We start from the raw sequence: 25,542 nt of genomic DNA on the forward strand, positions 1-25,542 counted from the left end.
CTTTGTCTCTTTGCTACTCAGAACCTCTTTGTTTTACTTCGCTTCAAGCAGATAAAAAGCACCTTCACTTATGATTATTTCATTTTGTTTTAATCCTGATACTATTGCAATTTTTCCGTTGTTTGTAATTCCTGTTTCCACATATCGTCTTGCATATTTTCCTTTTTCTAGTTGAACAAGTACAAAACTTCTGTCGTTATATTGTAATACTGCTTTGGCAGGAACAAACAAGGTGTTTTCGGGAGTATCTATAAATTTTACTGTTACATACATGCCAGGTTTCAGTATATGATCGTTGTTTATACACTCTATTAATACTTGTATGCTTCGGGTAGCTTCATCAACTATTTCATCGACGTGGTAAATTTTTCCAATAATTTTTTTATCAGGATAGGAGGCTACCTGAATTTCGGCGCCATCTAGTTTTTTAATAAAACGAATGTCTTTTTCTTTTACCTGTCCTGCAATCCAAACTTTTTTTAAATCGGCAATTATTGCCTTTGGCAAATCATCATCTTTGATATATTGTCCCATTACAACATTATTGGTAATTACTTCTCCAGCCACAGGTGAGGTAATTACTAGTGGTTGACCAAAAACGAGTGTATTTGCATTTACTTCAAAAATTTTTAAACTAGCAACAGCATTTTGATATTCTTTTTCGTTGATTTCAAAGTTAGTTTCTGCTTCTTCCAGATCTTTTTGTGATGCGACACCATTAGCTTTTAAATCCTGCTGGCGTTTTAGCGAAAGCCTAGCTATTTGATAGGATGCTTTTGTTTGAAAGAAGTTTTTTTGTGCATCAATAAAATCGGGAGAAACCATTTCAAAAAGAGGTGTTCCCGCCTGAGTTTTCATTCCTAGTTTTAAATATACTTTGGTAACTCTGCCTGAAAATGGAGGAGCAATTTCGGCATAAAAATTTGGAATTGCTTTTACAGTACCAGCTGTTATTAATTCTAATTGAAAAGGTTCATTCGTAACGGCTTCTAGTTTTAATTTTGGAGCAATTGTAGCTGTTGCAGCAACTACAATAGTATCGTTCTGCAAGGTGTATTCTTGCTTTTCTGCAGTTTCTTCTTTGCTACCGCAAGCGGTTAAGACAGTTGTGGTAATTAGCGTTAATAAAAGGTTTCTGTATTTATTTTTTTGATTAAAGATTTTCGATGTCTCAAATCTGTAACTATTTTTAGTATTTAGTATCATGTTTTTTAATATTATAACTATTGATTAAATCTTTTAATAAACCGCGTCTTAACGTATTGTATGAATAGAATTTTTTTAGTTCGTATCATGTGTATAATTAATGTTTGAGAAAGAAATCTTTCTATTTAAATAGTTCTTGGTACACAGATACAGGTTTTTAAGAGTCTTAAAAGACCATTTACTCAAAAACAAATCATGTAAGGCTATACATAGAATTTTAATTTTAGAGAACCTTCTCAAATTATAATTAAATGTTTCTATGTACTAAATACTATTTTGCCAATTCTAATTGACGTTATCATTATATCTTTTTTTAAGCAAACTGTTGCATTTAGTAACTATGGCGCAAAATTAATGTGGAGGTCTACAAAATGCCGTTAGAGATGTTTTAGAAAAAAATTAGAATTTTATTAGAACCGGCTTGAACTAAATTTATTTCATTGCGTCTTTGTACGCTATAAATTTAAATCTGCCCAATCTGCGTGCTAATAAAAGTGTACAGTATTAGAGTTAAAAACACAGTTGAGTATTTAATCTCCAGTAAAAATTTGCAAAACCTCCACAATCGGCATGCTAAAAAAAAAATCAGTTTTAAAGGTAAAAAGGTAAAATAAAATAAAAACAGATAAAAGATTTAAGTTTAATAACAATCTCCAAAACCTGTCCAATCTGCGTGCTATTTAGTGCTATTGTATTGCTCAGGCTCGCGAAGCCTTTTAGACGGTGTATGGCTCTTGTATGTGCTCTAAATGGCTACGTTTTCCTATTGTTTCTTTGTGACTTTGCTAGTTTAGAATGTAATATGCAAAAAAATAGCTGTCATAAATGAAGAATATGTAAAAAAACATCTAGTAGTGAATAATTATATAAAGATTTTTTTGTTAAGAAATATCTTAAAAACAATTTTATTCTTATCGATAATGTTAATTAAGTTGTGAAATCGAAATATTTGTATGTATGAGTAGATGTGCGTAGGTGTTTGTTGTTTGTAATTGTTGCAAGTTGATTACGTTTGCACCTGTTTTTTGTGTAATTAAGCAGTTTTATAAAATACTTGCATTAATTCCACTCACATATATACTTGAATAATCTACTTACTTTTTTCAGTTAAGTATTAATTTAAATAAATATAATTTTATGAGAAAAAAATTTTTACTTTTTGCCTTTGCCTTAATAGGCTATAGTTCAAATGCTCAAATTGGTATCGGAACTCACACACCAGATGCTTCATCGGCTTTGGATGTTACACTTCCTAAAAAAGGAGTTTTGTTATCGCGTATAGCACTTACAGGTACTACAGATGCTGTAACAATAGATAAGCCAGCAAACGCATTAACAGTTTATAATACAGCAACCATAAGCGATGTTACGCCAGGTTATTACTACTGGAGTACAGCTGCTAAGAAATGGATACGAGTACTAGATGATAGCTCGGCTATAGCAGCTTGGGGTTTAACAGGAAACTCTCAAACAATTGCTGGTACAAATTTTATAGGAACTACAGATGATGTGGATCTTGTTTTTAAAAGAAATAATAAGCAGGTAGGTATGCTAGGTGCTAGTAATAATGTATCCTTTGGTTTACAAGCTTTATCAGCTAAAAGTACAGGAAAAGATAATGTGGCTATAGGAACTAGTGCTTTGTCGAACAATCAAAGTGGAAGAACAAATGTTGCTATAGGTCTAAATGCATTGGGCTCTAATACAACAGGAAGTAATAATATTGCTTTAGGTATGCAGGCATTGATTAATAATAAAGGAGATTTTAATATTGCAACAGGAAATAATGCATTGTATAATAACGAGGGAAGTAATAATATTGCTACTGGGTATGATGCATTAAGATCTAACACAATTGGGTCTAAAAATATAGGAATCGGAGCTGAAGCATTAACATCTAACACAGAAGGAAAAGAAAATGTAGTTGTAGGAGACTCCTCGCTATCTAGCTTAGCTACTGGGAATGGTAATAGTGCTTTTGGAACTGGTATAGGAGCTAGCTTTGAGTCTTCTGGTAGTAGTAATTACAATACATTTGTAGGATATAAAACGGCTGACGGAATCTCCTTGGGGAGGGCAAATACCATTATTGGTGCAAATGTAGATGTACGAGCAAATAAAACAGATGCTGCAATCTCGCTGTATAATAATATTATCATTGCCGACGGAAGTGGTAACCAGCGTATTAATGTAAACGATAGAGGGAATGTAGGTATAGGAACCACTAAGCCAGATGCATCAGCAGCGTTAGATATTACAAGTACCAATAAAGGGTTGCTAATGCCTAGAGTTTCGCTTACAGGAACTAAAGAGCTTATTCCAGTAATCGCATCGGCAGCAAACTCATTAATGGTTTACAATACAGCAACTATTAGTGATGTTACACCAGGTTATTACTACTGGGATAGGCCGTTCCAAAAATGGATACGAGTACTAGATTCTAATACATCTAACCCATGGAATCTAACAGGAAATGATGTTAAGTCAACTGATTTTATAGGAACTACAAATGATGTGGATCTTGTTTTTAAAAGAAAAGGTGTGCAGGCGGGTAAACTAAGTGCTATTAATACCTCTTTTGGTGTAAATGCTTTAACAAAAAATACTATAGGAATAAATAATGTGGCTATAGGATCTAATGCCTTGGCAGCTAACACAACAGGAGGCCATAATATTGCTACTGGTATTAATGCATTGAGTAGTAATCTTACAGGAGAGAATAATATTGCTTCTGGTTTTAAGGCATTGCTATACAATACTAAGGGGAATAGTAATACTGGTATTGGGAGCAATGCATTGCGTGAAAACACACTAGGAAGTAATAACGTAGCCATAGGGAGCAACACATTGATGTGGAGTACACAGGGGATGAATAATATGGCAATAGGGTACGATGCATTAAGGAACAATCAAGGAAGTGATAATATTGCTTTAGGAACTAGCGCATTGACAGTTAACACAACAGGAGCAAATAATCTTGCTACTGGTGTTAAGGCATTGACCTCTAATATAACAGGATCTGGTAATACAGCTATAGGTAATGACGCATTGAGATCTAACACAACTGGAAGTGGAAATCTTGCTAATGGTTTTCAGGCATTGGACGCTAATACAACTGGAATTGATAATATTGCTATTGGGAACGGTGCAATGTTTTTTAATACAACAGGAGATAGAAATATTGCTACTGGTGTTGGTGCATTGCTTTCTAATGAAACAGGAGACTATAATATTGGTACAGGGCATGAGGCATTTATGTTTCTCAAAACTGGTTCTGGTAATATTGGTATTGGATCTTATACTGGAAGTGGTTTAAATAGTGGTGACAATAATACAATTTTAGGATATAAAACGGCTAAGGGGCTCAGAGATGGGTCTGCAAATACTATTATTGGTGCAAACGTAGACGTAGCTTTAGCAAAAAATTTATCTAACAACATTATCATTGCCGACGGAGATGGTAACCAGCGTATTAATGTAAACGATAAAGGAAATGTAGGTTTAGGAACCACTACGCCAGATGCATCGGCAGCGCTAGATATTACAAGTACCAATAAAGGGGTGCTAATGCCTAGAGTTGCACTTAAAAACACTACAGATACTACAACAATAACAGGGGCTGCAAACTCATTAACGGTTTACAATACAGCAACCGCCAGTGATGTTACACCGGGTTATTACTACTGGGATAAGTCAGGCTCAAAATGGGTTCGAATTTTAGATTCTAGTGCAGCTTGGGGTCTAGCAGGAAATAGTGTTAAGTCAACTGATTTTATAGGAACCACAAATGATATGGATCTTGTATTTAAAAGATACAATTCAATTTCGGGTAAGATTAGTGCTGATAATACATCTTTTGGTTATAAAGCTTTTGAAAATGATTATGGTAATATAGGGATTAATAATGTGGCAATAGGACATTATACATTGTCTAAAAACAGAAAGGGAGGTTATAACGTTGCTACTGGTGGTAATGCATTGACTAATAATACAGATGGATCTAATAATATGGCTTATGGATTTGCCGCATTGACTAGTAACACAACAGGATCTGGTAATATTGCTATGGGAACCAATGCATTACAGAAAAACACAACTGGAGGTTATAATATTGCTACTGGTACTGAGGCATTAGTGAATAATATGGGAAGTTATAATATTGCTACTGGGCATCAGGCATTAGAGAAAAACACATATGGAGAAAATAATGTTGCTACTGGGCATCAGGCATTAAATAAAAACACAAGTGGAAGCAATAATGTTGCTTTTGGGCATCAGGCATTGTTTGGTATTATTAGTGGAAATAATAATGTTAGTATTGGTGCATCAGCGTGTAAGGATTGTTATTATAGTAGTAACAATACAACAATAGGTTATGATACAGGATTTATATATAAACCAGGCTATATGCATCATACTAATAGTACAGCAATAGGTAACGGAGCAAAATTAAATGAAAGTAATGAAATAAGGCTTGGAAATTCATCAATTGGTAAAATGTCTGCTCATGTTGCTTTAACTGTGAGTTCAGATAAGCGTTATAAAGAAAATATAAAAACAATGCCTTTGGGGTTAGATTTTATTAATAAAATACGCCCTGTAGAGTATATTCGTAAAAGCAACGAATTTAAAACCAAAGAGTGGGGAGTTATTGCACAGGAGCTGCAACAAACACTACAAACAGTAAATTATAACGATGCTGGTCTTGTTCAGGAAGACGGTAGCGAAGACAAAATGCTGTCTGTGCGTTACACCGATTTAATTGCACCTATGATTAAAGCCATGCAAGAACTGTCTGAAGAAAATAAAGAATTGAAAGTTAAAAATGATCTTATGCTAAAAAGGATTGAAGCTTTAGAAGCTAAAAAATAAAATATAGGTTTAGTATAAATCGTCTTAATATTAAAAGAGTCCTTTGTTTCGTGAAAATGAACAAAGGGCTTTTTTTGGGTTATTATTTCAATAATAAATGTATTATTCATACTTATATTATTAATTAAATTATAAAATGGTTATTTTTGCTTCTATGCGTAGATATGCGTAGGGCTTTATTCTTTGTGATTATTGAAATAGAAGTACTTTTGCACTCGATTATTTTTTGTAATATATCGGTTTTCTAAAATAATTACATTCACATATATTCTTAACTAATTTGCTTAATTTTTAGTTAAGTAATAATTTTAAATAAATAAAATTATGAGAAAAAAAATTCTGTTTTTTGCCTTTATTTTTATAGCCTATAGTTCTTATGCTCAAATTGGTATTGGAACTCCCGTACCAGAACCTTCATCAGCTTTGGATATTAAACTCCCAAACAAAGGGGTTCTGTTATCGCGTGTAGCACTTACAGGAACTACAGATGTTACAACAATACTTTTGGCTGCAAACGCATTAACAGTTTACAATACAGCAACTACTGGTGATGTTACACCGGGCTATTACTACTGGAACAAAGTGGCTAATAAATGGATACGACTACTGGATAGTAGCTCGCCAATAACAGCTTGGAGCTTAACAGGAAACTCTCAAACAATTCCAGGAACAAATTTTATAGGAACTACAGATGATAACGATTTAGTTTTTAAAAGAAATAATGTGCTGTCGGGCAGACTTGGTCTTAATACGTCCTTTGGTGTAAATGCTTTAGCAAATAGTACAGCACAAAATAATGTGGCAATAGGACATGAGGCATTGTTCTCTAATACAACAGGAGATTTTAATATTGCTACTGGGAAAGCAGCATTGAGATCTAACACAATAGGAAACAAAAATATTGCGACTGGTAATCTGGTGCTGTACCATAACGAAAAAGGAAGCAGCAATATTGCTACTGGTGATCTGGCAATGTTTTATAATGCAGATGGAAGTAATAATATTGCTATAGGATTAAGTGCATTGCAAGGAAACAATTCAGGAAATGAAAATGTAGTTGTTGGTAATAAATCGCTATTAACCTTTACTACAGGGAGTGGCAATAGTGCTTTTGGAGTTGGTATTGGAGAAGATTTTGAGTTAAGAACTTCGGATAGCAACAATACATTTATAGGGTACAAAACGGCTTTAGGAATCTCTAAAGGGAAAGCAAATACCATTATTGGTGCAAATGTAAATGTAAGAGCAGATAAAAACAGTAAAACAATACCGCTATCTAATAACATTATCATTGCCGACGGAGACGGTAACCGACGCATTAATGTAAACGAAAAAGGAAATGTAGGTTTAGGAACTAATACGCCAGATGCATCAGCAGCGCTAGATGTTACAAGTACCGATAAAGGACTGCTAATGCCTAGAGTTTCACTTACAGGAACTACAGATGTAACAACAATACCCTCGGCTGCAAACGCATTAACAGTTTACAATACAGCAACTGTGAGTGATGTAATTCCGAGTTATTATTACTGGAATGAGCAAGCCTCAAAATGGGTACGAATAATAGATTCTGATTCACCTACCATATTTTGGAGCCTTACAGGAAATAATGTTAAGCCAACAGATTTTATAGGAACTACAAATAATGTGGATCTTGTTTTTAAAAGAAATAACTTGCTGTCGGGTAGGATTGGTGTTTATAATACATCTTTTGGTGCAAATGCTTTAGCAAATAACACTGGAGAGTATAATGTGGCAATAGGAAACAATGCTTTGTCATCTAATACAACAGGACAATATAATGTTGCTACTGGTTCATATGCATTGTCCTCAAACCAAGTAGGAAGCTATAATATTGCTACTGGGTATCGGGCATTAGCTAGTAATAAAATAGGAGTGAATAATATTGCTACTGGATATTGGGCGTTGCTTAATAACACAGAGGGAAAAGATAATATCGCTGTTGGGAGCAGTGCATTGCGCAATAACAATACAGGAAGTAATAATATTGCTTTTGGGACAGAGGTATTACTTTCTAACATAGAGGGAAGTGATAATATTGCTACAGGATATAATGCATTGTATAGTAATGAAGTAGGTAAAAATAATATAGCAACAGGAAGCAAGGCATTATTTACTAATACAGGAAGTAATAATATTGCAATGGGTACAGAGGCATTGTATTCAAACACAATAGGAACTAGTAATATTGCTGCAGGAAGCAAGGCATTGTATTCTAATACAACAGGGGTTGGTAATATTGCTATAGGTAATAACGCATTGTACTTTAACAAAGAGGCAAACTATAATATTGCTACAGGGCTCAACGCATTATATTCTAATATAACAGGAAAGAATAATATTGCTACTGGGTATTATGCATTATACACTAATCAATCAGGAAATAGTAATATTGCTACTGGGAGCAATGCGTTAAAGAGTAACAAAACAGGAAGTAATAATATAGCTACTGGTAGTAATGCATTATTCCTTAATGAAGGAGGAATAGATAATATTGCTAGTGGGTACGATGCATTACGAAATAACATAGGAGGAAGTAATAATATTGCAAATGGATTCTCTGCATTAAAAGCCAATGAATCAGGAAATAGTAATATTGCTATCGGAAAGTCTACATTGCTTTCTAACAAAACAGGGTCTTATAATATTGCCACAGGGTTTGAAGCATTACGGGATAATGAAGGAGGTAGTAATAATATTGCTACTGGTTTCTCTGCATTACTTTCTAATATATCAGGAAACAATAATATAGCCAATGGATACTCTGCATTGTCCTCTAACACAGCAGGGAGCAGTAATGTTGCTATAGGACCCAATGCATTGTTATCTAATAAAAACGGAAATTATAATAATGCTATAGGAATCGGCGCATTGTTGTCTAACACAGATGGAGCTGATAATATTGCTTTTGGAAGAAGTGGATTGTATACTAATAGCTCAGGAAATAGCAATATAGCGATTGGAGGCTTGTCTATGTTCTATAATACAATAGGGAACGGCAATGTAGCAGCCGGTCATGGCGCATTGAATCTTAACGATAATGGATCCTATAATACAGCAATAGGGTTTGCAGCAATGAATAGAAACCAAAGAGGATCTAATAATGTTGCTTTGGGGATGAATGCACTTCGATTTAATTATTTTGGAGACAACAATACAGCAATAGGGAATGATGCAGGAATGGTAGATAACGATACAATTGAGTTTACAAATACAACAGCAATAGGTAACGGAGCAAAAGTAAGTGCAAGTAATGAAATAAGGCTTGGAAATACATTAGTTGGTAAATTGTCAGCTCAGGTTGCTTTAACTGTGGCTTCAGATAAGCGTTATAAAGAAAATATAAAAACAATGCCTTTGGGGTTAGATTTTATTAATAAAATACGCCCTGTAGAGTACATTCGTAAAAATAACGAATTAAAAACCAAAGAGTGGGGAGTTATTGCACAAGAGCTGCAACAAACACTACAAACAGTAAATTATAAAGATGCTGGCCTTGTTCAAGAAGATGGAACAGAAGATAAAATGCTCTCTGTGCGTTATACCGATTTAATAGCTCCTATGATTAAAGCCATGCAGGAACTGTCTGAAGAAAACAAAGAATTGAAACGAAGAATTGAAGCGTTAGAAAGTAAGAAGTAAATGAGTCAGAAGTTTAAAATTCTATTCAGATAATTTCTATTAAAACAAAACCATAATGTTTAAAAAATATTATGTACCAATCATAAAAGACCTTTACATCATGAAAAAATGAGTAAAGGTTTTTTTTTTTTAATTTTATAAAAGAGTCCCAATATTCGTTGTTTGAGAGTTAAAGAAAATATAAATTAAGAAATTATTTTTTATCTGAGTAGATGTGCGTAGGCACTTATTATGTTTTTTTGTTAAAATTGCACTAGGTTTGCACGCTGAGTATAAGTTTTAACTGCTCATCTTCAAAATAATATAATAACTCTCATTATTTCTAGTCTTTAGCTAATTCAATTTATTAGCAGAGGAATGTTTTTAATTTTTGAATTTATGAAAAAATATATTTTATTCTTTGTTTTTGGTATTATAACCTATAGTTCCTATGCTCAAATTGGTATTGGAACTCACACACCAGATGGTTCATCAGCTTTGGATGTTAGACTCCCTAACAAAGGAGTTTTATTATCGCGTGTAGCACTTACAGGAACTACAGATGTTACAACAATACCTTTGGCTGCAAATGCATTAACAGTTTACAACACAGCCACCACAAGCGATGTTACACCGGGATATTACTACTGGAACGCTAATAAATGGGTTCGAATATTAGATTCTGATTCACCTAGCATATCTTGGAGTCTTACAGGAAATAATGTTAAGCCAACTGATTTTATAGGAACTACAAATGATGTGGACCTTGTTTTTAAAAGTAATAATAAACAAGCAGGACTAATAAAACCATTTTCTACAGCTTTTGGTAGTGAAGCATTATTAGCAATGACTGGAGATAATTATAATACTGCTTTTGGAGCAGAGACCCTTAAAGCAAACACTACAGGTATGGTAAATGTGGCAATTGGAACATATGCATTAGCATCAAATAGCACAGGTGAAGGAAATAATGCTATAGGTGCTGGGGCACTTTATGTTAATACAAAAGGTAATTTTAATATTGCTATAGGGTCAAATACATTGATGGCAAACACGGAAGGATCTAAAAATATCGGAATCGGAACTAATGCATTAGTAACTAATATTACAGGAAAAGATAATGTAGCTATAGGAAATAATTCGCTAAAGAACTTTACTACTGGAAATGGCAATAGTGTTCTTGGAACAGACGTAGGAACTAGTTTTACTTTGATTAATTCGGGTAGCAACAATACATTTATAGGATATAAAACGGCCGATGGAATTTCTAGGGGAAATGCAAATACCATTATTGGCGCAAATGTAGATATAAGAGCTAATAGAATAGGTGCTGCAATCCCGCTATCTAATAACATCATCATTGCAGACGGAGATGGTAACCAGCGCATTAATATAAACGATAAAGGGAATGTAGGTTTAGGAACTAATACGCCACATGAGGCAGCAGCACTAGATATTACCAGTAGTAATAAAGGGTTGTTATTACCAAGAGTTGCTCTTACAGCAACCAATGCCATAGCACCGCTAAGTGCAGTAACAGCTGGAATGACTGTGTATAACACGGCTACTGCTGGGGTTACTCCTAATAATGTAACTCCTGGCCAGTATTACCACAACGGTAGTCAATGGGTAAGATTAGTAGATGTTTCCCCTGTGGCTAGCTCTGGATGGAGTACTACGGGAAATCCAGCTAAACTAACTGATTTTATAGGAACTACAAATAATGTAGACCTTGTTTTTAAAAGAAATAACATACCGGTTGGCAAGCTTGGTTCTAGTGTTATCTCATTAGGTATACATAGTTTAACAAATAATAGTACAGGATTAAATAATGTGGCAATAGGAGATAATGCATTGAGTAATAACTCAGCAGGCTCTCGTAATAATGCTACTGGAACCTATGCATTGTTATCTAATACAACAGGAAATGACAATATTGCTACAGGGTACAGTGCCTTGAATGGTAATACAACAGGATCTAATAATATTGCTACAGGATTTCAGGCATTATATTCTAACACAACAGGGGCTTCTAATTTTGCAACAGGGTTCAATGCCTTATTTTATAACAAAACAGGATCTTTTAATATTGCTACAGGGCATGAAGCATTACAGTCTAACATCGAAGGAGCTTTTAATATTGCCACAGGATACAATGCATTACGGGCTAATACAATAGGAGGTAATAATATTGCTATTGGTACTCAGGCTTTGTTTGATAACCAAGGAGGATCTAATAATATTGCTTTGGGGGCAAAAGCACTTAGGTATAATTATTCAGGTGATAATAATATAGCAATTGGGAATGATTCAGGAATGATGGCTAACAATTCAAGTATGCTTACAAATACAACAGCAATAGGTTATGGGGCAAAAGTAAGTGCAAGTAATGAAATAAGACTTGGGAATTATACTATTGGTAAATTGTCAGCTCAGGTTGCTTTAACTGTGGCTTCAGATAAGCGTTATAAAGAAAACATAAAAACAATGCCTTTGGGACTAGATTTTATTAATAAGATACGCCCTGTAGAGTATATTCGTAAAAACAACGAATTAAAAACCAAAGAGTGGGGAGTTATTGCACAGGAGCTGCAACAAACACTACAAACAGTAAATTATAACGATGCTGGTCTTGTTCAGGAAGACGGTAGCGAAGACAAAATGCTGTCTGTGCGTTACACCGATTTAATTGCACCGATGATTAAAGGTATGCAGGAACTATCTGAGCAGAACAATAAATTAGAAGAGGAAAACAAACAGCAAAAAGATAAAATAGAACAGTTGCAACTAGAATTAAAAGAAATAAAAACTTGGATTGAAGAAATAAAGCAATCTGATAGCTAAAAAACTCCCCCCGAAGTTAAATTTCACAACAATAGAGTAATTGTGAGGAGTTTGTGTTTTGGGTTCATTTAGGTTATTAAAAGCATAGGTTTAATGATAAATAAGTTAAACGTTACTTTTAGTTATAATAAGCTAAGTATTAAGAATAGTTGTAAGGGGATAAGAACTTTATAGAAAATAAAATAGGATTATGGAAAAGAAAAAAATGGGATTGATATATGATAGTCAAAAATGTTTTTCTAGATTTTTAAAATATGAATTTAAAGAACATTTTTCATTCGATGTCTATAAAAATTTTAAAAATTTTGATGATGAATTAGACAAGTATGCATTTATGTTATTTGTAGTTTATTCAGATCAAGAGTTAATTGATTTATTGCGAATATACAGAAGAGGAGTTCCGTTAATAGTTTCGACATTAAATTAAAGTTGGAAAAAATAGATGATATTTTATTATTTGATTCGTCAAAGATAAAATCAGAAATGAGAACAGAATTGAAATTTTATATTAATACAGTTTTTTAAAATAAAAAATTAATTAAAATGTTTAAGTCTGTTATAATTAGGGTATTAAATGTTTTAGCAAAAAATAATTAAAAAATAATTTTTGCTAAAATAATTTTTATAGCTTGCGTGATAATAATATTAATAGAATAATTTATGTATAAAAAGCTCGCTTTTTTTTTGTTATTAGCTGTATTTCAGACCATAAGTGCACAAATTGGAGTAAATACCCATGCTCCAAAAGCAACAATGGAGATAAAACATATAGATAATGGTATTGCCAGTGGGTTGTTGCTTCCTAAAATAACTGGAGACCAATTAAAAGCGATGGATCATTTGTATAATGAAGATCAGGATGGGGCATTGGTACAGGTTACTAAAGCAATAACACAGCAAGGTCTTGAAGGTAAAACTCAAAAAGTAACAATTCCAGGAATTTATTCGTATTCATATCGCACAGCGTTATGGGAAAATATAAATCCTCCCACATCGATAGAAAATAGGACTTATATTTTGATTAATAAAGACGGTGTTGAAGATGTAACTTACAGTAATGCCAAAAATATTCGCTGGGGGACTATTGAAGGACTAAATTATTCTAATGTAAAAATTAGTTCAGATAGAACGAAAATAATTTTACCAAAAGGCTATATCTTTAAAGTAACAGGAATGATTGGGATATCAGATAGTAGTTCGCCTACTTACATAGTTAGTTACTTTATAGCAAATCCTTCAAGTAAAATGGCATTATCAACAAGGGGGTTTGTTGAATCTTCTACAGAGAATTATAATGATGGTGGAGTTACGAATCCAATTGCCGTTATTGACGCCTCTGCATTATCGGTTGAAATTAGTTTAAGAGCTAGTGGACCTAGTAATAATAGAAAGACAGTTATTACTGCAGCTCCAACAGATTATTCACTTGGTACTTATTTAATCATAGAGCAATTGTTGTAGCAAGATTTAATTAATAGTAAAAGATTTCTAATTTTTTTAGACTTAAAGCTTACTGTAATACTAAAATTACAAGATATTACTATTATACAAAGGAGTGTATGATTAAGTAATATCTTTTTTTTTTACTATATCTGTTTGTGGGCAGCTGGACGAAATCTTTGTAAGACTTAAAATCCTTATGAAAAATGAAGAAGATTATTTTTGTAAAAAATATTGTTTTATCTGCCTACTTTAAATTAGAGATTTGTAAATAAGGATATAAAAATAACATTGCTATGCTTTGTTAGAAATTAAATACATATAATATTGTTATTTCTCAAAACAATGTCAGTAAAATAGATAGTCTGCTTCACCATGCAATCAATATAGAAAATGAGATAGATGCTGATTCTGTTGGATACTATTACAGAAAATGTTATTTGTTTTTTGAAAATATAGACGAAGATAATTCTTTTTTAGTTGCTGTTAATAAGAACATGGTTTTGTAGCAAATCAAAAATGACAAATTAGAGTTTTGCATTATTGTACCACTTCGTAATGATATTCTACTTCTGCATTTTTTACATTCATAATTCTATCTGCTTTTTATCTAAAAATGTTCTTTATTTCCGCATTTATATAGAACTCCGATTTTATCTCTCTCTCTTCTTTTAAATGAAGTCTGTAAGACTCTTCACTCCTGAAATTTGCTGTAAAACGGAATAAATTCATCGCTTTTTTTATCGAATATAATTCTTTTATTAATTGTAAGTAATTACGGATAGTAAAAATATATTATACATTATAAATATTACTAAAATTATTTTTTATAGATTGCGTAATCGTAATATTAATAAAAAATCAAAATAATTATGTGTGAAAGACTATCTTTTTGTTTGTTATTACTTTTATTTAACACTATAAATGCACAAATTGGAATAAATACCCATGCTCCAAAAGCAACAATGGAGATAAAACATATAGACAATGGTATTGCCTGTGGGGTGTTGCTTCCTAAAATAACTGGAGACCAATTAAAAGCGATGGATGATTTATATAATCAGGATCAGGATGGCGCATTGGTACAGGTTACTGAAGCAATAACACAGCAAGGCCTTGAAGGTAAAACTCAAAAAGTAACAATTCCAGGAATTTATTCGTATTCATATCGCACAGCGCTATGGGAAAATATAAATCCCCCTAAATTTATAGAAAACAGAACTTATATTTTAATTAATAAAGACGGTGTTGAAGATGTAACTTATAGTAATGCCAAAAATATTCGTTGGGGAATTATCGAAGGACTAAATTATTCTAATGTAAAACTTAGTTCAGATAAAACGAAAATAATTTTACCAAAAGGCTATATCTTTAAAGTAACAGGAATGATTGGGATATCAGATAGTAGTACACCTACTTACATCGTTAGTTCCTTTCTAGCAAAGCCTTCAAATAAAATGGCATTATCAACAAGGGGGTTTGTTGAATCTTCTACAGAGAGTTATAATGATGGTGGAGTTACGAATCCAATTGCCATTATTGATGCCTCTACAACATCGGTTGAAATTAGTTTAAAAGCTAGTGGGCCTAAAAATGATAGAAAGACATATGTTACTGCAGCTCCATCAGATTATTCACTTGGTACTTATTTAATCATAGAGCAATTGTTGTAACCAGATTTACTTAATAGTAAAATATTTCTAATTTTTTTAGACCTATAGCTTACTGTAATACTAAAATTACAAGATATTACTATTATACAAAGAAGTGTATGATTAAGTAATATCTTTTTTTTTTACTATATCTGTTTGTGGGTATCAGGTCGAGATCGTTGTAAGACTCAAAGTCCTCTTATGAAAAAAGTGAAGAAGATTATCTTTGTAAAAACATTGTTTTTATCAGCCAGCTTTAAATTAGAGATTTGTAATTAAGGATATAAAACAACCTTTCTATTCTTTGTAAGAAATTAAACATAGATAAGCACTCTGTAACTTAAGAAGGCTTTTTTTTCTTAAAAAAGAACTAACATAATACTTACATGAAATGTTATTAATTATATTTGCCACAAATATTTTTTAAGTATCTCAACCTCTCATTTTGATATTATATTTATTAGAATATAATTTGTAATAAAATAGAGAAATAAGCTATTGTAATTTTACAAATTTTATTTTCAGTTTATAGACTGAAATAAAATAATATTAACATCTCTCTTAAAATGAAGAAAGGTATGATTAAAGGGAGACATAAGTCAGCTTTTAAAGTCATACCTGTGTCTTTCTTAAGAACTAATTTAAATAATTAAATTTATGAAAAGAATATTACTTTTCATTTTATTGTGTACATATAATATTGTTATTTCTCAAAACAATGTCAGTAAAATAGATAGTCTACTTCATCATGCAATCAATATAGAAAATGAATCCCCTCTTAAATCCCAATTAGAAGCAATAAAGGTTATTTCTTTAGCCAAGGAATTTGATTATACAAATGGAGTTCTACTAGCAGAGATTTTTCTTAGTGAAAGCTATACAAGGAGCAAAGACAATAAACTAGCTTTGTATTATGCAACACAGGCAGATAAAAGAATAACAAGTTCAGAACCATATTTAAAATCAAAGACATTGAGGCTGCGAGGTGTAACCCTTGCCAGACTTGGCTTTTATAATGATGCTTCCAAAATATTAAAGGAATCTATTGTTTATGCTAACAAAATTAAAGACAAAAATGACAGAAATAGAAGCTTAGGTTTTATTTATTCTAATATTGCTCTAAATCATGAAGAAAATGAGATAGATGAAGATTCTGTTGGATACTATTACAGAAAATGTTATTTGTTTTTTGAAAATATAGACGAAGATAATCCTCATAAAAATAGATGTATGGCATTTGCTAATGTCTTTTTAGGATCCTTTTATCTTAAAAAACAGGATTTAGAAAAGGCAGATGCCTATTTAAAAAGAGCAGCAAAACTTTCTAAAGAACTAAAATTAGATTTTATTACAATTGAAGCTATTTCTGGTCTGGGGTCTGTGAATTTTTATAGAGAGAATTATGATGATGCAAAAAAGTATTTTCAAGAAGCATTACTGCTGGCAAAAAAGAATGGAAGAGTGTTCTATACAAATGATCTGTATTATAACCTTTCTAAAACTTACAATGTTTTAAAAATTCAAGACAGTACCAAATACTACAGATACAAATACATAACATTAAATGATAGTCTTAGTAAACTTTATAAGGAAGCAATATATACTTCACTCAGAATTTTTTTAGAAGAGAAAGACGAAAAAATGATGACTAATGTTGAGATAATAATTGCATTATTATCTTTGCTTCTTATAATTATTACAATCACTTTTGTTTATATAAAAAAATATAAGGTAAGATTTGTAAATGTAAAAAAAGAAGGTAATGACATTGATAATCAATTAAAAGGAAAAATTGAGTTAATTGAGAAACTTACAAATCAGAAAAAAAATGTTGAAGTAAAAGGAACAGATTTAAAGCGTCTTGTAGTAGAAGGAAGCCCTCTGTTTTTTGCGAAATTCAAAGAAATGCATCCAGATTACATCGAAAAAATAATTAATATTACACCTACAATAGTTTCAAGTGAATTGCGTTTTTGTGCATTGTTAAAACTAGGTTTCTCGACACAAGAAATAGCAGTTTATACAAAAAGTACTATCAGAGCCGTTCAGTCAAAAAGATACAGACTCCGAAAAAAACTAGATGTACCTCCCGAAGTGGATTTATATGATTGGTTGACAAATATATAATTTTACAAAACAAACTATGAGTAAAAGACTTTTTTTACAAATACTAATTCTATTTGTAATCGTAAAAGGTTACAGCCAGCAATATACAGAAAAACAAATCGATGTTTTGCTGAGTAACATAAAAAAAATGGGAGATAGTATTCCTAATAAAGCCATTGAAAGCAGTCTGAAAGCCTATAATTATTCCGAAATTATAGGTTATAAAAAAGGAATGGCAATTAGTGCATTACTTGCTGGAAAAAACTTTTATGATATCAATCACTATGATAAATCACTAGAACAAGTTACAAAAGCAGAACAGTTTGCTTTTGAAATAAAAGATTATGAGTTACTATCAGAAGCATATAGATTAAAAGGAATTAGCTATATAGGTCTTGGCCTATATAGACAAGGACATGTAGAGCTAAAAAAAGGATTAAAAGCAACCTCGCTAATTCTAACTATAGATGCCAATTTTAAGCAAAAAGGGTTGCTATACAGTGATATTGGAGTAGGATATGATAGAAGTGGAGAAGTATTAGATTCTGTGAAAAAATATTTTATGTTGAGTTACAATCAATTTAATAAAATAGAAGATGCTACAAATAAAAATGTTAATTTATCGCTGGCAAGCGCTAATGTAGGCTCCTGCTTTTTGGCACTAAAACAATACGATAGCGCAAGAGTCTATTTGATAAAGGCAGCTAAACTCGCAGAAAAAGAAAACTATAACTCCGTTAAATTGTATGCTTATCTTGATTTAGGTAATCTAGAACTTGAAAAAAAGCAGTTTGATAAAGCAATAAGTTATTTCCAAAAAGCACTTTATCTAGCCAAAAAACTTAAAAAAAGAGAAAAACAACGAGATGTTTACCTTAACCTTTCAAAAACATATGATGAACTAGATGATAAAGTACAGGAAGATATTTACTCTGATAAATATTTTTCTCTTAACGATAGTTTACAAAAAAAACAGCAAAAGGCATTAATAGCAACAGTCAAAGACCTCATTAGAGAAGAATACTCGGCAGTTGAAAAAATTAGAAATAATGGTGCTATTGCTCTTATTGTTGGGAGTTTGTTTACAGCTATTTTTCTTTTTTTTACAGTACGTTTATATAAAAAAAAGAAAAAAGAAAAAAGAAAACTTGCTGAAAAAAAGAAAAAACTAATGAAGAAAAAAGAGATACTTGAAAAAGTAATACTCCTAAATGGAACTAGTCTAGATGAAGTTCTGAAATTAGCAAAAAATAATGATCCAATGTTTTTAACTAAATTTGAAGCTACTCATTCAGAGTTTTATAATAAAATAGTTCAAGAGGCTCCATCTCTATCTAAAACGGAATTAATTGTATGTGCTTTCTTAAAATTAGGTTTCCCTATTAAAGATATTGCTGTGTATACAGATGTTACTGTTCGATCTGTTGAAGCAAGAATTTATAGAATAAGAAAAAAAGCTAATATTGAAGGAAAAAATGATATTAGTATTTGGATTGCAAGTCTGTAAACACATAATAAACTCGATAAATAAAGTATGAATCTAAAGGCATAAATTTTTTTCTCTCCTACTTAAGGAGGTTAATAAAAAAAAATTACTGTAGTAGTACCCTTGTTATAACTAATAAGGGTACTTTTTTTTTGCTTTTTTTTTATAATTTATTCTTGTTAATTTGTTTTTTTACTCTTTAAAAAAAATATTACCTACTCGTTTACTACTTACTATTGTGAAAAGTGTTCTTTTTTATACTTTTTTTAATACAATTAAAATCCATAAAAGCCTAATTACTAATATTTTACAACTTTTTTTAAGCGTTGAGTAGATAAGTGTAGCTATGTGAGTGCCTTTTTTTAAAAAAAATGCTTCAATTTGCTAAAGTCAAGATGTTTAATCAAACTGTTCTATGATTTTTTAAATCATAATTCTGTTTCTTGTACGTGCATTAATAATAGTTTTATAATGAATGCAACAGGAAGTATAAAATGTTGCATTTAGATTAATATTTTTAGATTATCTGTGATTGTTGTTATTATTTAATAAATAATAACTAAAAAAGGGGGAGGACTTTGATTAACTGTTCTTCCCTCCTTTTTAAAAAACATCAATTTTTAGAAGAGATTTATATTGAATTAGGAACGATTTTTAAGCATTTATCAGAATGTTGGGGGACAAACTGATAAATTAAAGAGACTGTTATGGGAGCAGTCTCTGCTTAAAATCATTATTTATACTAATTTAGGTTATCATGATAGATAATAGATATATAAAGATATGTCTATATCCATAATTAAGTTATCATGAAAGATAATAGATGTAAAAAATATGTCTATATCCATAATACAATTTGTTTCCATGAAATGAATTTTTAATTGACATTACACACTTAGATAGTGGCTTGGTAAATGTCTTTTTAAGAATGAGCTTTTTTATAAAAGGAATCTTGTTAGGCGTAATTAAGTGTATTATTTATGTTGTTAATTCCTTACACATTTCTGGACTAATTGCTTAATCCATTAAGTTCCTTTTAGTAATCTTCCTAATGCTTATTGGGCAGTAATATGAAAGCTGCCTCTTTGGAACTCCCATTATTGTTTTTGATAGTAGCTATCGTATACTTTAGATACCCTTCTTTAGGCAATATGAATTTATAAAAATTTTTAGTTAAAGGTAATAATGCCAAATAATGGATTGATTGCTATAAACCGTATTTTAATTAAGTAAAAATATGAATAACGAACATTTACTAGCTATGTTGCGTAATGCACCTTTGGGGCATGGAATTGATAGAACTAGAGCATGGCTTAAAGATATTCCTGAGATAAAAAGCTTTACTGAAATCGAGAGTGTTTTCTTAAAAAGAGATTTGTCTTTTAAAGAAACAAGTGCACTTATATTGCTTTTACAAAGAAAATATATCGATAGTGCAGATGAAGTAAGTTTATCTGACTGTTGTTATAATTCGAATATTAAGTACGATAAGATTTTTGACATATATAATGGTCTCTCTATTTTTGGAGATACAACAAGTGGTATCTTAGATTTTTCACGACTTGATAAAAAACTACTCAAAGTAAAAATATGTGCTGTAAAAAAGGCGCATAAAATTGTTTTACCTATAAATAAATCATTTGAGGCATTAGATATTAGTTATACGCCTAAATTAACTCATATAGATAATATTGGGCAGAACGCAGGTATGAAATCCTTATCATTTGACAAGTGTAAAGGATTCTTAGATTTTAAGTTTGTAGAAAAATTAAATAATCTGCGTATACTCGGAATATCAGGTAATGAAAACCTACCAGAACTAGATTTCCTTACCGAAAAAAGTAATATAAGCATATTGCATCTAGTTGAAACAAATGCAATGAAGTTAAAAAACACTATAGATAATTTATCTAAGTTGAAAAAATTAAGACATTTAAGTATTACTGCTAATCCAAAGGAATTAAATATACTTAGAGAAAAACTTCCTGCATGTGCTATTAATAATATGCCATCATTAAACGAGTTATTAAAAAGTAGATTAAAATTCGAGGGAATCTCTAGCGAATATTTTGATGATTTATCCTATTTTAACTAGGAATTTGTATTTGTATAAAGCTATTCTTTTTTTGATTTTAAACTTATTTAAAAATTAAAATTTTTACATGGACTTATGTTTTTGGAAATAAATATCTCATATAACTTAATTTCATAAATATAAACAGCAGTAGTGTCATATTTATAGATATGAATTCATTAGATAGAACAAAGAACAAGTAATAGGGGTAACATCTAAAAAAGTTAGAGTCAGATGGTTTTACTGTCTCAATGTAATATTGAAATAGTTAAATCTTGAAGTACAATAAGGGAAAATTGAAAATTTAAGCTAGTAGTAATGTTGGTAACGGTTGTCTTTGATTCATGAAATTTAGATTCTCTTTTCTGCTTTTAGTAGTCTGGCAAGTAAGTACACTTATGTCGCAAACAACTATTTTGCCTTCTGAAAGGTTGAGAATAAGTCTTGATTTGTATGAAAATAGTACTTCAAAAAAAGAAAAAGCTAATACAGCGATCATGCTAGCAGAAAGCTACTATGATAGTAATGAATATGAAAGAGCTTTGAATTTTGCAACAATTGCAAAAATAGAAGCAGATAAAAGTAAGTCTATAAAAAACAGTACGTTGTCATGTATTTTTTCAGGTAAATCTTATGTGAAATTGGGTTTGTATGATCTTGCAAAAAAAGCTTTTTATGACGGATTGAACTTTGTAAATAAGAATAATAAAAACGAAATCCACGCTTTAAAATCAACGATATATAATGGTTTGGCCAATAGTTATTCAGAGCCAAATAAGATAAAGTTTTTTTTAGATAAAAACTATGAAGAGCTTAAGCATCAAGAGGAAGGGAGAGTTAAAAGGGTGTTGATGAATGCTTTCTATGCTGATTTCGGAAATTATTACTACAATAATGCAAATAATGATTTGGCAAAATATTATTTCAAAAAAGTAAATATTGTAGATCCTGATGATTGGAAAAGCCCACAGTTTAAAGCATTACTTGGATTAGGCTATATATATGCATTGGAAAGTGAATATGATAAAGCGATTAATTGTTTTGAGAAAGGCTTGTCTAAGTCATTGTTATATAGAAATAAAAAAGCACAAAGAGATTTTAACCTGGTACTTTTTAAAAACTCCAAAACTAAAAAGGAGCAGTATTTTGTAGACTATTCCTCTCTTAATAATACCTTGCAAAAGGAGGAAGCGTTGCAGATTAAGAAAGTGATAGAAGCAGAGGCGAATAAAGATGGAAATTTAAAACAGTATGTAATGAATAAAATGATATTTGCTTTTGGAATATCAATTGCTATAGTAATACTGACTGTAGTTGCAGGTTTTATATTATTCAAATATTATAAAGAACAACAGAAAAATAAACCAGAACAGGATAAGTTTTATAAAAAAGAGGCATCATTGGTAGTGCGGTTAGTAGAAAGAAAATATGATGTCGATGGTCTTTTACAACTTGTAAAAGATAATGATTTAGCTGATTTAGCTAGTAAGATGAAGTTATTATATCCTGATTTTGTAACAAAGCTTTCTACTTATTTGCCCAAACCTAGTGCGGGAGAACTTATATTATCGGTATTGGTTCGTATGAATTTTAGTAACAAGGAGATTGCTGAAGTTTTGGATATGTCGTTACGTGCAGTAGAGTCGCGAAAATATAGGTTAAGAAAGAAAATCAATCTATTGCCAGAGGAAGATATGAATTTATGGATGATCAACCTCTGAAATAAATGCTATATAAAGAGTTTTATTTGAGTTTTTAAAATAATGAAATAGAACTTAGAACAAAATAAAGGAGTAATGAGGTGCTTTTAAAGTGTTTTATATTTGCTAATTGCCTAGTTTTAATTATTGTTATGTTTTTTTGGATAATTTAAACGATCAAATACTACTCAAGTATTACTCTTTTGATGCTATTCCAAAAGTGCGTAGGTTTAAAAATAACGGGGTTTTATTTTTAAATTAAAGTTTGGAGCTTGACTTAAATCCTTATAGCAAGGTGACAAGTTCATTTGTTGTGTTCTTAGGTTCCTTGGTATTCCTTTGAAGAAAAACAGATAATGAATATCTCTTTTCAGATATCAATTGAACTTTCTTTATATAAATTTACTGAGTCTAATCTCAAGAACCTGGGTATGTTTTTCAATCGGAAATATGTTTTCTTTGGTTAAAATGAAAGTATAGATCAACGACCGTTCTTGGAAAAGAGGTCTATTCTTTTTTTATATGTCACGTTTTATCTTCGCATCTTTGAGTCTTTTTCCTAAAAGAGCAATCTATTTTTGTTTAGGAGTCTGTTTTGCATAGCCATTCCTAGGGCAACCTACAAGACTAAATTTAATGTATTCCTTTTTTCTATTTGTATAGCTATGGAGTAATTATACCAAGTTTCTGAGCTAACTCTGAGGTAAAAGTCCAGTGAAGGATTAATTCTATCATTTTCTATTTAAATATACAGTCGTAGTTCTTACGTATTTGTTTTTTAAGTGTTACAAGTCTAAACTTTATTTTAACTATCAATTTGGGCTGAGATAATACCCTATAGCTCTATTGTTTTTGCTTATATATTTAGGAGGCTTATTTCTTTTTTATTCACGATTTCTTTTAGTGTTAACTCGGTATGATCTTACTAAGGATATTTTGTCAGTATTCTTTTTTTTGAAAAAAAATCATAAGAAAGATAAGGATCACTATCTCATTAGTTTTTATTTGGATTTTATTAATTATTCGAATGCAAAACTCCCTCTTTTTTTATTAAAGATCTTTAATTGTAATTCTTGTAAATTGAGTTCATATGGAATGAAGGAAAGTGCTTTTTTAAGATAAATATTCTTAATGTATTATTGACTTTGTTTTTGGTGATTATTTTAAAGCTGTCTCATTTAATTTGTTTAGAGGTCATATTTTGAATTTAATTATCGGATATTTTTATTTATTTCTTTATATAGCCTTTTTTAGGCTACTCATTTTCACTCATTAGTAATGTTTTTTTTGTCTTACTGTATTGTTTAACAGGGATTTGTTTTTTTTTTAAGCCTGAGTAGATGTGCGTAGCTGTTTTTTTTATTTTAAGTCTTTTTAGTGCCTTCTTTGCATAATCTAAATTTGTAATAAAATTGCATTTATAATGGTAAGCTATAAATATTGAATCAACATAATCATTTTTAAAACTGACGCCCCAGTCTTGAAGTTTTATTTATTCTTGCTATAGATGATTTATATCCTAAAGTATCATAGGAAATCATTTATATACAAGTCTATTGTTTTTACTAAGTTTTATTAGTTGTCTATAGTTTAATTCTGGAAAAGATAATTTCAGTATTAAGCATGTTTATATATGATTTTTGAATAACAAATTGGATTCTAAAATAGCAATAAGGTGTAGTGTTATTTTATGGCAATATGGAATATTATTATAGTTAGTTGTAATAGTCTATCTGAATTTTGATAGCATATTATTAAGTAATAGTTGCTTGTTTTTTGAGCATTTCCATGTGATAGTATTCACAAATAATCTAACAAATTACATTTAGTTTTTATTAATTTTAATGAACATTTATGAAAAATCAATTACTCTCCTTGTTTCTTATTTTGGGAGGATTTACTGCTTATGGGCAGGTAGGTGTAGGGACTCTTTCGCCCAACGAATCATCACAGTTAGATGTGGTGGCCAGGGACAGAGGGGTCTTAATTCCTAGAGTAAAGCTTATAAGAACGGATCGTACGGAACCTATTTTCGTAGCTAGCGGTACATCATTGCCTTCAAGCCTTTTAGTTTTTAATGAGGCGGTTGATGGTGTAGCTCCATTCGATGTTAAACCGGGGTATTACTATTGGTTTAATCGTAAATGGAACAGAATAGTTGTTTCAGATGAAATCACATCATCCAAGGGAACGGTTATTTTTAATCCAATTACAAATAAATTTTCTTATATAAATGAAAGTGGTCATTCGGTGCCAATAGATATTAAGGATATAGTTAAAGCAAATGAAACCTTAACGAGTTTAGATTATGACAGGAATACAAATACCTTGACATATAAAGCTGAAAGCGGACCTTCTAAAGAATTTAATTTAAAGGAATTAGTGGGAGAGGCGACGAGTGTAAGTAACACACTAGATGGTTCAAAATTAACTACTAAAGTGAATGGAGTTGCGAGTGATGCTTTGGATTTAAAAGGCGTTTTAACTTCAGCTACAACTAATAAATTACATTTAAAAGAG

Annotated in this window: 11 protein-coding genes and 2 pseudogenes; 11 read left to right on the plus strand and 2 right to left on the minus strand. The window is 31.0% G+C overall.

Annotated elements, in window-relative coordinates; translation table 11 throughout:
• Positions 1-33: 33 nt before the first annotated feature.
• On the minus strand, positions 34-1,206 hold the full coding sequence (locus tag IUY40_RS17315) for an efflux RND transporter periplasmic adaptor subunit (RefSeq protein WP_195738118.1): 1,173 nt from the start codon (positions 1,204-1,206) through the stop codon (positions 34-36).
• Between the two features lie 1,137 nt (positions 1,207-2,343).
• Between IUY40_RS17315 and IUY40_RS17320 the strand changes: the two genes are divergently transcribed.
• The 5 genes from IUY40_RS17320 to IUY40_RS17340 all read left to right on the plus strand — a co-directional run bounded on the left by IUY40_RS17320 (position 2,344) and on the right by IUY40_RS17340 (position 14,025).
• Positions 2,344-6,078, plus strand: a complete 3,735-nt coding sequence (locus IUY40_RS17320; RefSeq protein ID WP_195738119.1) for a tail fiber domain-containing protein — start codon at positions 2,344-2,346, stop codon at positions 6,076-6,078.
• A 324-nt stretch (positions 6,079-6,402) separates the two neighbouring features.
• Entirely contained in the window at positions 6,403-9,741 is a 3,339-nt protein-coding gene (locus tag IUY40_RS17325; RefSeq protein WP_195738120.1) for a tail fiber domain-containing protein, read from the plus strand.
• Positions 9,742-10,119: 378 nt separating this feature from the next.
• On the plus strand, positions 10,120-12,564 hold the full coding sequence (locus tag IUY40_RS17330; protein ID WP_195738121.1) for a tail fiber domain-containing protein: 2,445 nt from the start codon (positions 10,120-10,122) through the stop codon (positions 12,562-12,564).
• Between the two features lie 190 nt (positions 12,565-12,754).
• Complete coding sequence (locus tag IUY40_RS17335) at positions 12,755-12,991, plus strand: hypothetical protein (protein ID WP_195738122.1); 237 nt, start codon at positions 12,755-12,757, stop codon at positions 12,989-12,991.
• Positions 12,992-13,224: 233 nt separating this feature from the next.
• A complete protein-coding gene (locus IUY40_RS17340) occupies positions 13,225-14,025 on the plus strand; it encodes a hypothetical protein (protein ID WP_195738123.1) in 801 nt (266 codons plus the stop codon).
• 451 nt (positions 14,026-14,476) lie between these two features.
• On the opposite strand, the pseudogene IUY40_RS17345 reads toward IUY40_RS17340, so the two are convergent.
• Positions 14,477-14,736: pseudogene (locus IUY40_RS17345) on the minus strand (IS1595 family transposase); the annotation flags it as partial.
• Between the two features lie 140 nt (positions 14,737-14,876).
• On the opposite strand from IUY40_RS17345, the gene IUY40_RS17350 reads away from it, so the two are divergent.
• From IUY40_RS17350 to IUY40_RS17375, 6 genes and pseudogenes are all read left to right on the plus strand, one after another.
• The gene (locus IUY40_RS17350) at positions 14,877-15,677 is read left to right on the plus strand and encodes a hypothetical protein (protein ID WP_195738124.1); all 801 of its coding nucleotides are present in this window, start codon (positions 14,877-14,879) and stop codon (positions 15,675-15,677) included.
• A gap of 636 nt (positions 15,678-16,313) precedes the next feature.
• Positions 16,314-17,783, plus strand: a complete 1,470-nt coding sequence (locus tag IUY40_RS17355) for a tetratricopeptide repeat protein (protein WP_195738125.1) — start codon at positions 16,314-16,316, stop codon at positions 17,781-17,783.
• Between the two features lie 16 nt (positions 17,784-17,799).
• Positions 17,800-19,269, plus strand: coding sequence for a tetratricopeptide repeat protein (locus tag IUY40_RS17360; RefSeq protein WP_195738126.1), 1,470 nt, complete (start codon positions 17,800-17,802; stop codon positions 19,267-19,269).
• A gap of 1,216 nt (positions 19,270-20,485) precedes the next feature.
• Positions 20,486-21,343: a hypothetical protein gene (locus IUY40_RS17365; protein WP_195738127.1), complete on the plus strand. Its 858-nt coding sequence runs from the start codon at positions 20,486-20,488 to the stop codon at positions 21,341-21,343.
• 323 nt (positions 21,344-21,666) lie between these two features.
• Positions 21,667-23,043 carry a sigma factor-like helix-turn-helix DNA-binding protein gene (locus IUY40_RS17370; RefSeq protein ID WP_195738128.1) on the plus strand — a complete coding sequence of 459 codons (1,377 nt, stop codon included), beginning with the start codon at positions 21,667-21,669 and terminating at the stop codon, positions 23,041-23,043.
• 1,854 nt (positions 23,044-24,897) lie between these two features.
• Positions 24,898-25,542, plus strand: a pseudogene (locus tag IUY40_RS17375) (hypothetical protein); the annotation flags it as partial.

It is taken from the genome of Flavobacterium sp. ALJ2, from assembly GCF_015594725.1.
Lineage (GTDB): Bacteria > Bacteroidota > Bacteroidia > Flavobacteriales > Flavobacteriaceae > Flavobacterium.

Excerpts from the sequence above, each read along its gene's own strand:
- IUY40_RS17315 (WP_195738118.1), bottom strand. The coding sequence starts at position 1,206 with ATGATACTAAATACTAAAAATAGTTACAGATTTGAGACATCGAAAATC.
- IUY40_RS17320 (WP_195738119.1), top strand. The coding sequence starts at position 2,344 with ATGAGAAAAAAATTTTTACTTTTTGCCTTTGCCTTAATAGGCTATAGT.
- IUY40_RS17325 (WP_195738120.1), top strand. The coding sequence starts at position 6,403 with ATGAGAAAAAAAATTCTGTTTTTTGCCTTTATTTTTATAGCCTATAGT.
- IUY40_RS17330 (WP_195738121.1), top strand. The coding sequence starts at position 10,120 with ATGAAAAAATATATTTTATTCTTTGTTTTTGGTATTATAACCTATAGT.
- IUY40_RS17335 (WP_195738122.1), top strand. The coding sequence starts at position 12,755 with ATGGAAAAGAAAAAAATGGGATTGATATATGATAGTCAAAAATGTTTT.
- IUY40_RS17340 (WP_195738123.1), top strand. The coding sequence starts at position 13,225 with ATGTATAAAAAGCTCGCTTTTTTTTTGTTATTAGCTGTATTTCAGACC.
- IUY40_RS17350 (WP_195738124.1), top strand. The coding sequence starts at position 14,877 with ATGTGTGAAAGACTATCTTTTTGTTTGTTATTACTTTTATTTAACACT.
- IUY40_RS17355 (WP_195738125.1), top strand. The coding sequence starts at position 16,314 with ATGAAAAGAATATTACTTTTCATTTTATTGTGTACATATAATATTGTT.
- IUY40_RS17360 (WP_195738126.1), top strand. The coding sequence starts at position 17,800 with ATGAGTAAAAGACTTTTTTTACAAATACTAATTCTATTTGTAATCGTA.
- IUY40_RS17365 (WP_195738127.1), top strand. The coding sequence starts at position 20,486 with ATGAATAACGAACATTTACTAGCTATGTTGCGTAATGCACCTTTGGGG.
- IUY40_RS17370 (WP_195738128.1), top strand. The coding sequence starts at position 21,667 with ATGAAATTTAGATTCTCTTTTCTGCTTTTAGTAGTCTGGCAAGTAAGT.